Origin of the sequence: Actinoplanes sandaracinus, from assembly GCF_030009775.1 — a bacterium.
Taxonomy (GTDB): Bacteria; Actinomycetota; Actinomycetes; order Mycobacteriales; family Micromonosporaceae; genus Actinoplanes; species Actinoplanes sandaracinus.
Genome location: NZ_JASCTH010000043.1, coordinates 37878 through 52266 on the forward strand (window position 1 = coordinate 37878; position 14389 = coordinate 52266).

Below are 14389 nucleotides of genomic sequence, written 5' to 3' on the forward strand. Positions count from 1 at the left end.
ACTTTAGATCTTCAAGCGGGTCGCGGCAATTCACCCACGAGAGGTGAATAAATCGCACATATCAGACACAAACCCGACCACGCGCTACGTTCAGGACATGCCGAAGGCCATCTGGAACGACGAAGTGATCGCCGATAGCGACGACACGGTGGTACTCGAGGGCAACCACTACTTCCCCCTCGCCAGCATCCGTGAGGACGTGCTCGTCCCCTCGGAAACGCACACCGTCTGCCCCTGGAAGGGCAAGGCGTCCTACTACTCGCTCCGGGCGGACGGGCACACCGCCGCGGACGTCGCATGGTTCTACCCCGACCCGAAACCGGACGCCTCAGCCGTCCGCGACCGGGTCGCGTTCCGCAGAGACGTCCGCGTCGAGTCGTAAGCCCGCCGGAGGCCCGCTCACGTGATCCGCGGGTGGGCCTCCTCGACCTTCGTGACCTCCAGATAGTCCAGCATGTCCCGCTGCTCCTCCGGGTCGAGCGCGTAGAACGCCGCGTACGCCTCGTCGCGGGAGTGCGCCGTCTCCGCCGCCAGCAGCGCGATGATCGCCGACCAGGCCAGTGACACCCGGTCGAAGAGCCGCGCCCGGCGCAGCGAGGTCAGCCGCGACAGCATCCCGACCTTGGTCGCCGCGTCGTCGTCCAGCGCGACCCGGTCGCAGAGCTCGAAGAGCGCCTTCCCCCGGTACGGATGCTCGGCCTCGATCAGCCGGGCCAGCTCGGCGTTGTCCATCCGGTCGACCGGCGGTGCGGGGCCGCGCCGCGGGAGCGAGGGGCCTGGTTCACCGGGCACGGCTGTCTCGCCCGCTCTCGAATCCGTTGCCGGGCGACTGGTGCGGCAACCTCGGTGTGTGATCGAAGGTCGGGAACTCCGGCACCGGCATCACCGGCTCCTCGACATCGACCGGAACACCGCCCGGGACAGCGCCCTCGTCGGCGCGTGAGACGCCATGATCAGCGCCCAGCTCTCCACCCAGCACGTTTGCCCTCCGTTACCGACTTGCGGTGATGACGTCCCATGAGATCACGGCCGCGCAAGCCCCGCGAGCACCCGCCGTGGTGACTCCCGCTGGTCACCCGACCCGGCGACCGCCGTAACCTTCAGGCAACGCATCGATCGACACGAGCGGTACCGGGGAGGGTGCGGTGCACGCAGGCACGGACGGCGACGAGCCGGAGGAGTGGCGCTCCGTGATGCCCGACGTCTCCGCCTCGACCCTCGCGGAACTCCTGGAGCACGACGACTCGGCCCTCGCCCGCGCCGTTCGCCGGGTGACCGACGACTCCGCGCACCGCGAGCCGATCGCCGGTTTCAACTCCGCCCTGTGACGGTCCAACCCTTTCGCCTCACTGATGCCGCCTTCGCGGCGCTCGGCGCCGGACGCCCCGGGAAAGGCACCCTCGACGCGCTGCGCCGCGCCGAGCACAGCCGCAATCTGCTTCTCCTCCGACAGTTGCGGCGCCAGGTTTCCGACACCCCTGAGTGGTACGCAGGCCTGCGCGCCGTCCCCCCGGAGGAGGCGGCCCGCTGGACCGCCGACCCGATGACCGGCCTGTGGGCCACCCACGCGCTGCGCACCGCCTCCGGGAGCACGCCGCCCCCCGCGCCGCCCGGCGGTCACCTCCTCACCGCGACCTGCGAGGACCTGACCCTGACCGTACGGCTGGAGGACGCCGAGCCGGTCCGGGCACGGTTGGGCCTCACGCCGGCCGGCCCGGTCACCCCGTCCGGGCTGGAGCACTGGCGCACCTGCCTCGAGCAGGCGTGGGCCCGGCTGGTGCGCCGGCACCGCCCGGCCGCCGAGATCCTGGCCGCGGTGCTCCGGGTGATCGTCCCGGTCGAGCTGGACCCGTCGGCCGAGGGCATCAGCGCCACCTCGGCGGAGGCGTTCGGCGCGGTGGCGATGTCGGCCCCGCCCGGCCCGGGGGCGCTGGCGGCCGGGCTGGTGCACGAGATCCAGCACAGCCTGCTGAACGCCACCCACCTCCTGTTCGACCTGGTGAAACCGGACGGCCCGGTGGGCTATTCGCCGTGGCGCGACGACCCGCGACCGGCTTTCGGGGTGCTCCACGGCGCCTACGCCTATCTGGCCGTGACCCGTTTCCACCGGTCCGAACCGGGACCGATGGCGGCCTTCGAGTTCGCCCGCCGGCGGACGTCCGTGGCGGACGCGGCGGAGGGCCTGCTCCGTGGCGGTGAGCTGACCAGGGCCGGGACCCGTTTCGTCAGGGCCCTGCTCGACGAGGTCCGGCCGTGGCTCGACGAGCCGGTCGAGCCGGAGACGCGCCGGCTCGCCGATCTCGCCAACAATGATCACCGGGTGCGATGGCGGCTGCGGAACCTGACGGTCACCGAGGCCGACACCGCCCGGCTGGTGCACGCCTGGCGGGCCGGCGAGGCGCCGCCGGCGGCCGAAGCGGTGCTGGCGGCCGGTTCGGGGCGGGCCCTGGAGAACAGTCCCCGGCTGCCACTGGTGCGGGCGCTGGTCAAGGGTGAGCCCGCGGCCGGCGCCGGCGCGGATCAGGCGTGTGTGCGCGGAGACGACGGGGCGGCCGTCACGGCGTACCAGAGGGAACTCGGTGTTGATCGTGGGAACGAGTCGGCCTGGAGCGGCCTCGCCCTGGTCTCCCCGAGCCCGGCGTTGCGCCGTCGGCCGGAGGTGGTGAGAGCGGTTGCCCGTGCTGTCCCGGAGGCGGAGATCGGCGCGCTGGCGGATTGGCTGCCCGGATGACTCAACCGGGACCGGACAGGACCGATGAGTTCCGCCGGAGGTGGAAACGTGGGTCGCAACGCTCAGTGGGACCGGGTACGGGTTGTCGTAGACGACACGGTGGTGCTCGCGTCGCTGGTATTGCTTGCCTGGCCGGTGGCTGATCCGGCATACCCCGGTGGACTGCCGGGCCGGATCATCCCGCTACTCGCGGCGCTGTGCCTGGGAATGGCCGTCCTGCTGTTGGACGGACGGCGTGGCCTGCTCCGGAACACCACGGTGGCGGCCGCGCTGGCGGTGGCCGCCATCCGGCACCTGACCGGGGACCTGCCGACGGCGGCGACCTGGCTGGTCCTGCTGATCGCGGCGGCCGGAGTGGTCAAGCAGTTCTTCGGCAACCGGATCGACCCGGACCGGAACCGGCAGCAGACGCTGCTCGCACAGCAGGCCTTCCGGGACCCGCTGACCGGGATCGGCAACCGGCGGATGTTCGTCGAGTACGCCGAGGAGGTCCTCGCCGAGCCGCGCCGCACCAAGACCGCGGTCATCGTGGTCGACCTGGACGGCTTGAAGGACGTCAACGACGTCCTCGGGCACGCGGTCGGCGACGATCTGCTGCGCGCCGCGGCCGACCGGCTCTCGGTGAACGTCCGCGCCAACGACACGGTCGCCCGCCTGGACGGTGACGAGTTCGTGGTGCTGCTGCCCAGCCTCGAGGACGAGCACGCCGCGGTCGCGGTGGCCGAACGTGTCCTCACCGAGTTGCACCGCCCGCTGCAGGTGGGTGGCGTCACGCTGAGCATCCGGGCCAGCGCCGGGGTGGCGATCACCGACGGCGGCGACGGTCTCGACGCGGTGCTGCGCCGCGCCGACCAGGCCCTGATCCGGGCCAAACGGGACGGCGGCGGGGTGGCCCGCCGGTTCGACCCGGTCCTGTTCGCTGCCGCCGAGCAGCGGCGGGTGGCCGAGGCCGACCTGATGCGCGGCCTGGAGGCCGGCGAGTTCGAGGTGCACTACCAGCCGATCGTGGACCTTACCAACGGCGGCATGACCGTCGGCGTGGAGGCCCTGGTCCGCTGGCGGCACCCGAAGAAGGGCCTGGTCCCGCCGGCGCTCTTCCTGGAGCTGGCCGAGCAGTTGGGCCAGGTGCCCCGCCTCGGCGGCTGGGTCCTGGAGGAGGCCTGCCGTCAGGCGATGGACTGGCAGGTCCAGTTCCCCGGCTTCGAGCTCAACGTCAACCTGTCCGCCTCGCAGCTCGGCAACCCCAAGCTGATCGACGAGGTACGCGAGGTTCTGGTCCGCACCGGCCTGCCCCCGCAGGACCTGGTGCTGGAACTGACCGAGTCGGTGGCCCTGACCGACCTGGTCGAGTCCGCCCGGGTGCTGTCCGCGCTCAAGGAACTGGGTGTACGGATCGCCCTGGACGACTTCGGCACCGGCTTCTCCTCGCTCAGCCACCTCAGCACCCTGCCGGTGGACGTGGTCAAGATCGACCGCTCCTTCGTGCAGGCGATGCCGGAGACCGGCGGGGCCTCGGTGGCCGAGGCGGTCATGCACATCGCACGCACCTTCAACCTGTCACCGGTAGCCGAGGGCGTGGAGGACGCCGGCCAGGCGGAACGGCTCAAAGAACTGGCCTGCGGGCGTGCGCAGGGTTACCACTTCGCCCGGCCGATGCCGGCCCTCGGGGTGACCGAACTGCTGGACAAGCAGTCGGCCGAGGTTCTATAGCGGCGGCAGGTCCACCTCAGTCTCCACCTGCTGCTCGGCGGCGGTCACCCGGAACACCGGGTGGCCGTCGCCGAACACTTTGACCAGCCCGTCCAGGGCCTGCTGCCGGACCGTCTCGTCACCGTCGGTGAGCGCCAGGTTCCACGCGCACGCCACGGTGTCCGGGTGGTCGGGGCCGCGCACCGCCCGGGAGCGGCGCAACGTGTCCGCCGCCAGTTCCCGGGCCGGTTGGGCCTCCCCCGCCGCGACCAGGTCGGCGGCCAGCCCGTTCGCGCAGCTCAGCGTGAACGGGTGGTCGGGGCCGACACTGCGCCGGAGACCCACGAGGACCTCCTGGTCGATGGTGCGGGCCTCACCGTGCCGGCCGGTCGCCCGAACCACCCCGGCCAGCCCGGCCGAGGCGGCCAGCGTGAACGGATGATCGTCGCCGAGCACCGCGTGATAGCGGGCCACCGCACGTTCCAGCAGGTGGTGAGCCCCGTCCAGGTCGCCGTCGGCGCGGGCGCAGTTCGCCGCCGAGACGGCCGCGGCCAGGGTGTCGACGCTCAGGTCACCGAACCGCTGCCGGCTCATCGCCAGGTTCGCCTCGGCCAGGCCGCGAGCCGACGGATCACCGCGGCGGCGGGCGGCCATCGCGGCACACCGCCCCGCCCAGAGAGCGAACGGATGGTCGGCGGGCACCGTGTCGCCCGGCCGGACGGCGATCACCTCCGCCGCCCCGGCGTAGTCACCGAGCCCGAACAGGTCGAAGGCGAGCGCGGCCCGGGACGCCACGGTCTCCGGATGCCCCTCCACGAAGATCGCCAGCCGGTGCCGCAGCACCTGCTCGTCCAGCGCCCGGGCGCCCCGGAAGTCACCGAGCAGCCGCAGGTCGGCGGCGAGGTTGTTGGCGCAGCGCAGCGCGGTCGGGTAACTCTCCCCGAAGAGGCGGCGGTAGCGCACCAGGTTGTCCGCGTCGAGCTGCCGGGCCTGGCCGAAGTGGCCCTGCATCCGCAGGTCGGCGCCGACGCTGTTGGCGGTGGCCAGGGTGGTCTCGTCGTCGGCGCCGACCACCTCCCGCTGGGTGCGCAGGGTCTGCAGGTTGAGGTTGCGGGCGTCGTCCTTGCGCCCGATCGCCCGCAACGCGTTGGCCAGGTGAAACGCCGCGAGCAGGGTCTGTTCGGCGGACTCGCCCAGCCGGTCGCGCCACCGGGCCACCGCCGCGCTCGCCAGGTCACGGCTGGAGTCGTAGTCGCCGCGGGCGTAGTGGAACCGAATGCAGTTGATCACCAGTTGGCGGACCTCCTCCACGTCGCCGCCGAGGAGGTCGGAGTGGACCAGGTGCGGGGCCAGCTCGGCGTACCGGTACCAGCCGGCCGGATCGTCCGGATCGCCCGGATCGGCGGCGGCCAGCATGCCCCGGACCGTCCGCAGCAGCGCCGCATGCGCTTCCGAGCTGAGCTCCTGGCCGAACATGCCCCGGATCAGCGGGTGCACGGTCAGCCGCTCGCCGGCCGGGTCGAGGCCGGCCAGGCCGTACCGCGCGATCCGCCGCATCGCGGCCCGCAGCCGTCGCTCGACCCGAACCGTCCGGGCGAGTTCCGGATCCAGCGGCAAGGTCCGCGCCGCCCAGAGCAGCCGCCACGAGATCGGCGCGCTGGCCAGGAACGTGCAGAGCTCCAGGAGCGCCCGGTCGGCCGGGGCGGCCGCGCCGAGCGCCTCAGCGGCCAGGCCCCAGGCCACCCGGATCGGAGTGGGGAAGGCCAGTTCGCCGGCGCGGCGCTCGTAGTCCTCCAGATAGCCGCCGACCGAACGGCCGGTCGTCTCACGCACCGCGGCTGCCAGGTCCAGCGCGATCGGCACGTCCTCCAGCCGGGCGGCGAGCCGGTCGGCGTCGACGGCGGACAGCTCGGGCGCGCGGGCCCGCAGCAGGTCCACACTGTCCACCCGGTCCAGGACCGGCACCGGCAGCGCCTGCGCCACCTCGGCCGTCCACCGTGGGTTCCGGCTCGTCACCAGCACATGCCCGGCCCCGCTGGGCAGGTAGGGCGTGATGTCCTCGGGACGGTTCGCGTTCTCGAAGACGACCAGCCAGTTCCGGTACGGCTCGCCGCGGCTCAACGCGTCCCGCACGGCGGCGAGCGTCCGGTTGAGATCGTGGGCCTCCGGCACGCCGAGCCGCTGTGCCAGCCCGGCCAGCGCCGACCGGGTTCCGGCGGTCTGCTCGGCGGGAATCCACCAGATCAAGTCGTACGCTTCGGCATGACGGTAGGCGTACTCGACGGCCAGTTGAGTCCGCCCGGTGCCGCCGAGCTGATGCTCCGGGCTCGGCAGCAGCACCACCGGGCCGTTGCCGAGCAGGTCACGCATGTGGGTCAACAGCGTCTCGCGGCCCACGAAGCGGGGGTTGCGTGGTGGCAGACCGCCCCGAATCGGCATGCCGATTACCGTACGTGGAACGTTGGCCACAGAAAAGGAGGGTCTGGTGACCGATGACGGCACACTCATCCTGCCATTGCAGGGCGAGATCGACATTCTGACCGTCGAGCAACTGCGCGTCGAACTGGGCGACGCGGTCGATCGCCGTCCGCGGCGGCTCGTCGTCGACATGGCCGGCGTGTCCTTCATCGACTCGACCGGGCTGGGCGCGCTGATCTCGGCGTTCCAGCGCGCCCGCGTCAACGGCACCGGGTTCCTCCTGGCGAACCCGTCCACTCAGGTGCGGCAGGTCCTCGTGCTGAGCGGTCTGATGGAGGTCGTCCCGGTCACGCCGTAGCCCGGACCCGCTCGAGATCCGGCAGCCGTTTCCCGGCGTACAGCATCAGGCTGAGGATCGCGCCGAGGATCGCCAGGCCGCCCGCGGCGTACCAGGCGATGGTGTAGGCGCCGAACTGGTCCTTGACCAGGCCGGCCGCGGTGGCGGCGGCCGCCGCGCCGAACTGGTGTGAGGCGAAGACCCAGCCGAAGACGATCGGCCCGGACGCGCCGAAGTACTCCCGGCAGAGCGTCACGGTCGGCGGCACGGTGGCCACCCAGTCCAGCCCGTAGAAGAGGATGAAGATCAGCATGCTGGGGTGCGCGGTGGCCGCGAACAGCGACGGCAGCACCAGCAGCGACAGCCCGCGCAGCGCGTAGTAGGCGCCGAGCAGGATCCGGCTGTCCACCCGGTCGGTCAGCCAGCCCGAGGCGATGGTGCCGACGATGTCGAAGAGCCCGACCAGCGCGAGCAGGCCCGCCGCGGTGGTCTGCGCCATCCCGTGATCGTGGGCCGCCGGGATGAAGTGCGTGCCGACCAGCCCGTTGGTGGTCGCCCCGCAGATCGCGAACCCGCCCGCGAGCAGCCAGAACGGCCTCGTCCGGGCGGCGTCCCGCAACGCGCGCAGCGCGTTTCCCGCCGCTCCTCCGGCCGGTTTCACCGGCACGTCGATCTCGGTGGCGCCGAGAGCGGGCACGCCCAGGTCGGCCGGGTGGTCCCGCAGGCGCCAGGCGATCAGGGGTACGACGAGCAGCGCCGCCACCGAGACGGTGAGAGCCGCCGTCCGCCACCCGTCCGACTCGACGATCTGGGACAGCACCGGCAGGAAGATCAGGTTCCCGGTCGCCCCGGCGGCGGTGAGCACCCCGGTGACCAGGCCGCGGTGCCGGACGAACCACCGGCCGGTGACGGTGGCCACGAACCCGAGGGCGAGCGAGCCGGCGCCGAGGCCGACCAGCACGCCCCAGCAGAGCATGAGTTGCCAGCTCGCGGTCATCCCGAGGGTCAGTCCGGAGCCGGCCGAGATCAGCAGCAGCGCGCCCATCGCGACGCGGCGGATGCCGAACCGGGCCATCAGGGCCGCGGCGAAGGGTGCGGTCAGGCCGTAGAGCAGCAGGTTCACCGAGACGGCGGCGGAGATGGTGCCGAGCGACCAGCCGAACTCGTCGTGCAGCGGCTGGAGCATGACGGACGGGGTGGCCCGGAATCCGGCGGCGCCGATCAGGGCGACGAAGGCGACCGCGGCGACGGCCCAGGCGGGATGGATGCGTCTCACAGCACCGATCCTTCTGCCTCTCGGTGATCCGGACGAGTGGCCCGGAGGCCATCATGCGCAAGAATCGAGCCATGCCCCGTCCCGCCGCCCGGCCCGCCACCCGAGATCGGAACGCACGTCATCTCATCGCTGTGCTGGTCCTCGACGGCCTGGTCCCGTTCGACCTCGGCACGGCCACGCAGGTCTTCATCGCGGCCCGCGACGACGATCTCACGAGGCTGTACGACATCCGGGTCTGCGGGCCCGGTCCGGTGACCACCGAACTCGGCTTCACCGTCGTCCCCTCCGCCGGCCTGGAGACCCTGGACGAGGCCGACACGGTGATCGTCCCGGGGATCCACCGCGGCGGGCCGGTGACCGACGGCACCCTGCCCGCCGACGTCCGGGAGGCGCTGGTCGCCGCCGCGGCGCGGGGCGCCCGGATCGTCTCGATCTGCACCGGAGCGTCGGTGCTGGCCGCCGCCGGGCTGCTCGACGGCCGCCCGGCCGCGACGCACTGGGCGTGGGCCGAGCGCATCGGCGGGCTCTATCCGGCCGTCGCATGGGACTTCGACGTGCTCTTCGTCGACGACGGCGACGTGCTGACCTCGGCCGGCGTCGGCGCCGGAGTGGACCTGTGCCTGCACATCATCCGCACCGATCACGGCTCCGGGGTGGCGAACCGGGCGGCCCGCCGCTGCGTGGTGCCGCCGTGGCGGGACGGCGGCCAGGCGCAGTACATCGAACGGCCGGTCCCGGCCGTGAACGGCGCCGGCACCGAGACGACCCGGGCCTGGGTGCTGGACCGGCTGGCCGAACCGGTCACCCTGGAGGAGATGGCCGGGCACGCCCGGATGAGCGTGCGCACCTTCACCCGCCGGTTCCGGGACGAGACCGGGCTCAGCCCGCGACAGTGGCTGCTCCGCCGGCGGGTCGAGCACGCCCGCGTCCTGCTGGAGTCCACCGATCTGGCGGTCGACGCGGTGGCCCGCCGGTCGGGGCTGGGCAGCGCGACCGCCCTGCGGCAGCACCTGCACGCGACGATCGGGGTGGCACCTTCGGCGTACCGGCGCACCTTCCGTCACTCCCCAAGCTGATCTTCCCGCTCAGGTCGGCACCGAAGCGTCCGATGGTTCAGTTGAGCACTCTGTCGCGCCCTCGCTGAGGAACATATGGATCAGACCTTCCGCCCGCTCCTGGACGCCCTCAAGCAGATCGGCGTGGACCCCGCTGCGGTGGACCGCGCCTCAGCGGAGGCCCAGCGCAGCGGCCGGTCGGTGCGTGCGGTCCTGATCAACGATCAGGTGGTCACCGAGGAACAGCTGACCCAGGCCGCTGCCGCCGCGTTCGGGATCAACACCCTCGATCTGGTCGGCTACACCCCGGACCCGCAGGCTCTCAAGCGGATCCCCCTGCCGGTGGTGCTGCGCCACCGGGTGCTCGGGCTGGCGATCAACGACGGCGAACTGGTGGTCGGCGTCACCGACCCGGCCGACGTGGTGGCCCTGGACGACGTGCGCGCCGCCACCGGCATGACGATCCGCCCGGTGGTGGTGGCCCGCAGCGAGGTCCGCCGGATCATCGAGCGGCTCCAGCGCGAGGGCGCCGACCTCGCCGACATCGCCGACGACTCGGATGACTCGGCCGGCATGTCGGCGCAGGCCACCAGCAGCGACGACGCGCCGATCGTGCGTTACGTGAACAGCCTGATCGAGCAGGCGGTCATGAACCGCGCCTCCGACCTGCACCTGGAGCCGACCGAGGACGACATGCGGGTCCGGTACCGGATCGACGGCGTGCTGCACGAGGTGGACTTGGTGCCCCGTGGCGTGATGGCGGCCCTGATCTCCCGCATCAAGATCATGTCCGGGGTCGACATCACCGAGAAGCGGATCCCGCAGAACGGCCGCATCACCGCGATGATCCGGGACCGGACGGTCGACCTGCGTACCGCCACCCTGCCCACCGTCTGGGGCGAGAAGATCGTGCTCCGGGTCCTCGACACCGGCGGCATCGACCTGGACCTGGCGAAACTCGGCTTCACCCAGCACAACCTGGACCGGTTCTCCGCATCGTTCAGCAAGCCGCACGGCATGGTGCTGGTCACCGGCCCGACCGGCTCCGGCAAGTCGACCACGCTCTACGCCACCCTCGGCAAGATCAGCCGTCCCGAGGTCAACGTGATCACGGTGGAGGATCCGGTCGAGTACCGGCTGCGGGGCATCAACCAGGTGCAGGTCAACGCGAAGGCGGGACTGACCTTCGCGGCGGTGCTGCCTGCGATCCTGCGTACCGACCCGGATGTGGTCCTGATCGGTGAGATCCGGGACGGCAACACCGCGCAGATCGCGGTCGAGGCCGCCCTCACCGGCCACCTGCTCCTCTCCACGCTGCACACCAACGACGCGCCCGGCGCGGTCACCCGGCTCACCGAGATGGGCATCGAGCCGTTCCTGGTCGGTTCGTCGCTGGACTGCGTCCTCGCCCAGCGTCTCGCCCGGCGCATCTGCGACTGGTGCAAGGAGCCGTACGCCCCGACCGAGGAGGAGATCATCGGCGCCAACTGGCCGCTGCAGGATCTGCCCTTCCCCGAGGTGCTGTACAAGCCGGTGGGCTGCCGGAACTGCGCGAACACCGGTTACAAGGGCCGGATCGCGGTGCACGAGGTGATGCCGGTGAGCCCGGAGATCGAGTCACTGACCATCCGGCGCTGTTCGGCCGGTGAGATCCGCGAGGTCGCCCTCGCCCAGGGCATGTACGACCTGCGCACCGACGGCCTGGTCAAAGCGGCCGGCGGGCTCACCTCGATCCGCGAGGTGTCCCGGATCGCCGTCTGATCCGCAACTGTTCCGCTTCCGACCGCACCGGTTCCGCTACTAAAGCCCGTCCCGAGTGTGCCGATTCAACAAGAGTCGGGGAAAACACCGATCACGGACCGGGAGAACAGATGGACACGCTCCAGCACGAGGCACGTCAGGCGGACACCGCCGCGTCCACGGACGGCCTGGACGTGCTCGACCACCTGCTCGTCACCCTGGTCGAAGCAGGCGGCTCCGATCTGCACCTGACCGTCGGATCCCCGCCGATGATGCGGGTGCACGGCTCGCTGCGGCCGGTACCCGGTTACGGCAAGCTCAACACGTCTGACACCGAGTTGCTGGCTCGCGCGGCGGTCACCGAGGCCCAGTGGCAGAAGTTCCTCGCCGAGCAGGAGATGGACTTCGCGCACAGCATCATCGGCGTCTCCCGCTTCCGCGGCAACCTCTACCGCCAGCGGACCTCGTGCGGCGCGGTCTTCCGGGCCATCCCGCACAAGATCAAGCCGCTGGACGAACTGGGCATGCCGGACTCGGTGGCCCGGTTCGCACACCTGCCGCGTGGTCTCGTCCTGGTGACCGGCCCGACCGGTTCCGGCAAGACCACCACTCTGGCCTCACTGCTCGACCTCGCCAACCGCAGCCGATCCGACCACATCATCACCATCGAGGACCCGATCGAGTTCCTCCACCCGCACAAGCGCTGCGTGGTGAACCAGCGTGAGGTCGGCGCCGACACCGACACCTTCGCCAGCGCGCTCAAGCACGCGCTGCGGCAGGACCCGGACATCATCCTGGTCGGCGAGCTGCGCGACCTGACGACCACCGCCACGGCGCTGACCGCGGCGGAGACCGGTCACCTGGTGATGGCGACGCTGCACACGCAGAGCGCCACCCAGACCATCGACCGGGTCATCGACATCTTCCCGCCGCACCAGCAGTTGCAGATCCGCGCCCAGCTGGCAGCCAGCCTGCAGGGCGTGATCACGCAGGCGCTGGCGCCGACGGCCGACGGAAGGGGGCGTGCGGTGATCTGCGAGATCCTCTCCGCGACCCCGGCCATCCGCAGCCTGATCCGGGAGGGCAAGACCCACCAGATCCCGTCCTTCATGCAGGCCGGCGGCGCCGACGGCATGCTCGCCTTCGACCAGCACCTGGCCGAGAAGGTGCGCGAGGGCATCGTCAACATGCCGACCGCGCTGGAGCTCTGCCACTCCCCCGAGGAGCTCAAGCGGCTCGTGGGAAGGGCGTGATCCGATGGCGAACACGAAGACCTTCCACTACGAGGCGCTCGACGCCACCGGGAAGAAGGCCAAGGGGACCATCGAGGCCCCCAACGAGGCCGCCGCCACCCACCTGCTGCGCACCCGTGGCGAGGTGCCGCTCGGCCTGACCGTGGCCGGGCAGGGCCTGCAGAAGGACATCAAGATCCCCGGCCTGGGGAACCGTGTCAAGCTGAAGGACCTGGCCGTCTTCGCGCGGCAGTTCGCCACGATGACCTCGTCCGGCATGTCGCTGCTGCGATCGCTGTCGATCCTCGAGGAGCAGTCCTCGTCGCCGCCGCTGAAGACGGCGATCGCCGAGGTGCGCACGGACGTGGCCGGCGGCAGCGGGCTCTCGGCGTCGATGGCCAAGCACGACCGGGTCTTCCCGCGTCTGATGATCGCCATGATCCGGGCCGGCGAGGCGGGCGGCATGATCGACAAGGCTCTCGAGCAGATCGCCGTGAGCCTGGAGAAGGACACCGTGCTCCGCGGCAAGATCAAGGCCGCACTGACCTACCCGGCGATCGTGCTGGGCTTCACCTTCATCATGATCGCCGGCGTTCTGATCTTCATCGTCCCGATCTTCGAATCGATGTTCAAGAACCTCGGCGGCGAACTGCCGGCGCCCACCCAGTTCCTGGTCACGGCCAGCCACAACATGGGCTGGATCGGGCCCCTGACCCTGGGCTCGATGATCGCTGGCAGCGTCTTCTACAAGCGGCAGATGCGGACCAGCGAAGAGTTCCGGTTCAGGGTCGACAAGATCAAGATGCGGTTACCCGTCTTCGGGCCACTGCTGCGCAAGCTCGCCATGAGCCGCTTCTCCCGCAACCTGGGACTGCTGCTGAACGTCGGCGTTCCGATCATGCAGGCCCTCGCCGTGGTCGGTGAGACCACCGGCAACGAAGTCATCAACGCCGCGATGAAGGACGTGCAGTCGACCGTTCGTGACGGTCAGCCCATGTCCTCGGCGCTGCGCCATCACCCGATCTTCCCGACGATGGTCACCCAGATGATCGAAGTCGGGGAGGAGAGCGGTCAGATCAGTCAGATGCTCGACAAGGTTGCCGACTTCTACGACAGAGAGGTCGACACCGCAGCCGAGTCACTGACCGCATCGATCGAACCCATCATGGTGGTCGTCATGGGCACCGTGGTCGGCGGCATGGTCATCTGCCTCTATCTGCCGATGTTCACGATCGGCCAGAGCATTCAGGGCTGACGACCCGCGAACAGAACAGCCATTTCCTGGCCGACTCCCGACGGCCTGCAGCACCACCCGGGCGCCCGAGCCCGGTTCACCCATCCCCGCCCCACCACTCTGCCCATGGAGGCACCCCGAATGCAGGACATCATCGCCCGACTCCGCGCCGGCAAGAAGAACGACGAGGGCTTCACCCTGATCGAGCTTCTGGTCGTGGTCGTCATCATCGGCGTCCTGGTCGCGATCGCCGTGCCGGTGTACCTGAACTACCGCCAGGGCGCGGCCGACAAGTCGGCGCAGTCCGACGTGCGCGGCGCCATCAGCGCGGTCGAGCAGTACTACACCAACAACGGCAACAAGTTCCCGGCGAGCAAGTCTGAGGAGACCGGCGACGCCAAGGTTCTGGAACTCCCGCCGCTGAACGCCACGGGTGGTGCGAAGGCCACCATCACGCTCTCCGACAAGACCAAGCTCGCCTACTACAAGGTCGACGAGAAGTCCTACCGGATCTGCGCGACCAACACCGGCGGTAGCGACAAGTACTTCCTCTACGACAGCACCGCCGGTGGCTCGGTCAGCGACGCGGGCAAGGTCCTCACCCTCGCCACCTGCTCCTGACGCACCACACCCGGGTGGCACCGACGCCGGCGCCACCCGGGCTCATCCCCTGACGA

13 protein-coding genes are annotated in these 14389 nt (G+C 70.8%); 10 read left to right on the forward strand and 3 right to left on the reverse strand.

The window, feature by feature from the left end; genetic code table 11:
• Positions 1-97 precede the first annotated feature (97 nt).
• Positions 98-382, forward strand: coding sequence for a DUF427 domain-containing protein (locus QLQ12_RS42660; RefSeq protein ID WP_282766774.1), 285 nt, complete (start codon positions 98-100; stop codon positions 380-382).
• A gap of 17 nt (positions 383-399) precedes the next feature.
• On the opposite strand, the gene QLQ12_RS42665 is transcribed toward QLQ12_RS42660, so the two are convergent.
• Complete coding sequence (locus QLQ12_RS42665; protein WP_282766775.1) at positions 400-792, reverse strand: hypothetical protein; 393 nt, start codon at positions 790-792, stop codon at positions 400-402.
• Positions 793-1145: 353 nt separating this feature from the next.
• On the opposite strand from QLQ12_RS42665, the gene fxsA reads away from it, so the two are divergent.
• From fxsA to QLQ12_RS42680, 3 genes are read left to right on the forward strand one after another with little or no spacing between them, the layout of a single operon-like run.
• Entirely contained in the window at positions 1146-1328 is a 183-nt protein-coding gene (gene fxsA / locus QLQ12_RS42670) for an FxSxx-COOH cyclophane-containing RiPP peptide (protein WP_282766776.1), read from the forward strand.
• A complete protein-coding gene (locus QLQ12_RS42675) occupies positions 1325-2731 on the forward strand; it encodes an aKG-HExxH-type peptide beta-hydroxylase (RefSeq protein WP_282766777.1) in 1407 nt (468 codons plus the stop codon). Before fxsA ends, QLQ12_RS42675 begins: the two co-directional genes overlap by 4 nt.
• A gap of 48 nt (positions 2732-2779) precedes the next feature.
• Entirely contained in the window at positions 2780-4441 is a 1662-nt protein-coding gene (locus QLQ12_RS42680; RefSeq protein ID WP_282766778.1) for a putative bifunctional diguanylate cyclase/phosphodiesterase, read from the forward strand.
• Here the strand turns inward: QLQ12_RS42680 and fxsT are convergent.
• Positions 4436-6859 carry an FxSxx-COOH system tetratricopeptide repeat protein gene (gene fxsT / locus QLQ12_RS42685; protein ID WP_282766779.1) on the reverse strand — a complete coding sequence of 808 codons (2424 nt, stop codon included), beginning with the start codon at positions 6857-6859 and terminating at the stop codon, positions 4436-4438. The two genes, QLQ12_RS42680 and fxsT, sit on opposite strands and share 6 nt — an antisense overlap.
• Positions 6860-6905: 46 nt before the next feature.
• Between fxsT and QLQ12_RS42690 the strand changes: the two genes are divergently transcribed.
• Entirely contained in the window at positions 6906-7196 is a 291-nt protein-coding gene (locus QLQ12_RS42690; RefSeq protein ID WP_282766780.1) for an STAS domain-containing protein, read from the forward strand.
• On the opposite strand, the gene QLQ12_RS42695 is transcribed toward QLQ12_RS42690, so the two are convergent.
• The gene (locus QLQ12_RS42695; RefSeq protein ID WP_282766781.1) at positions 7186-8451 is read right to left on the reverse strand and encodes an MFS transporter; all 1266 of its coding nucleotides are present in this window, start codon (positions 8449-8451) and stop codon (positions 7186-7188) included. The two genes, QLQ12_RS42690 and QLQ12_RS42695, sit on opposite strands and share 11 nt — an antisense overlap.
• Before the next feature lie 53 nt (positions 8452-8504).
• Between QLQ12_RS42695 and QLQ12_RS42700 the strand changes: the two genes are divergently transcribed.
• The 5 genes from QLQ12_RS42700 (at position 8505) to QLQ12_RS42720 (ending at position 14333) form a co-directional block, all read left to right on the forward strand.
• Positions 8505-9527 (forward strand): GlxA family transcriptional regulator, encoded by a 1023-nt coding sequence (locus tag QLQ12_RS42700; RefSeq protein WP_407651703.1) that lies wholly within the window; start codon positions 8505-8507, stop codon positions 9525-9527.
• Positions 9528-9602: 75 nt separating this feature from the next.
• A complete protein-coding gene (locus tag QLQ12_RS42705) occupies positions 9603-11267 on the forward strand; it encodes a GspE/PulE family protein (RefSeq protein WP_282766782.1) in 1665 nt (554 codons plus the stop codon).
• Between the two features lie 110 nt (positions 11268-11377).
• Positions 11378-12499, forward strand: a complete 1122-nt coding sequence (locus tag QLQ12_RS42710) for a type IV pilus twitching motility protein PilT (RefSeq protein WP_282766783.1) — start codon at positions 11378-11380, stop codon at positions 12497-12499.
• Between the two features lie 4 nt (positions 12500-12503).
• Positions 12504-13733: a type II secretion system F family protein gene (locus QLQ12_RS42715; RefSeq protein WP_282766784.1), complete on the forward strand. Its 1230-nt coding sequence runs from the start codon at positions 12504-12506 to the stop codon at positions 13731-13733.
• A gap of 105 nt (positions 13734-13838) precedes the next feature.
• On the forward strand, positions 13839-14333 hold the full coding sequence (locus QLQ12_RS42720) for a type II secretion system protein (protein WP_282766785.1): 495 nt from the start codon (positions 13839-13841) through the stop codon (positions 14331-14333).
• Positions 14334-14389: the final 56 nt, after the last annotated feature.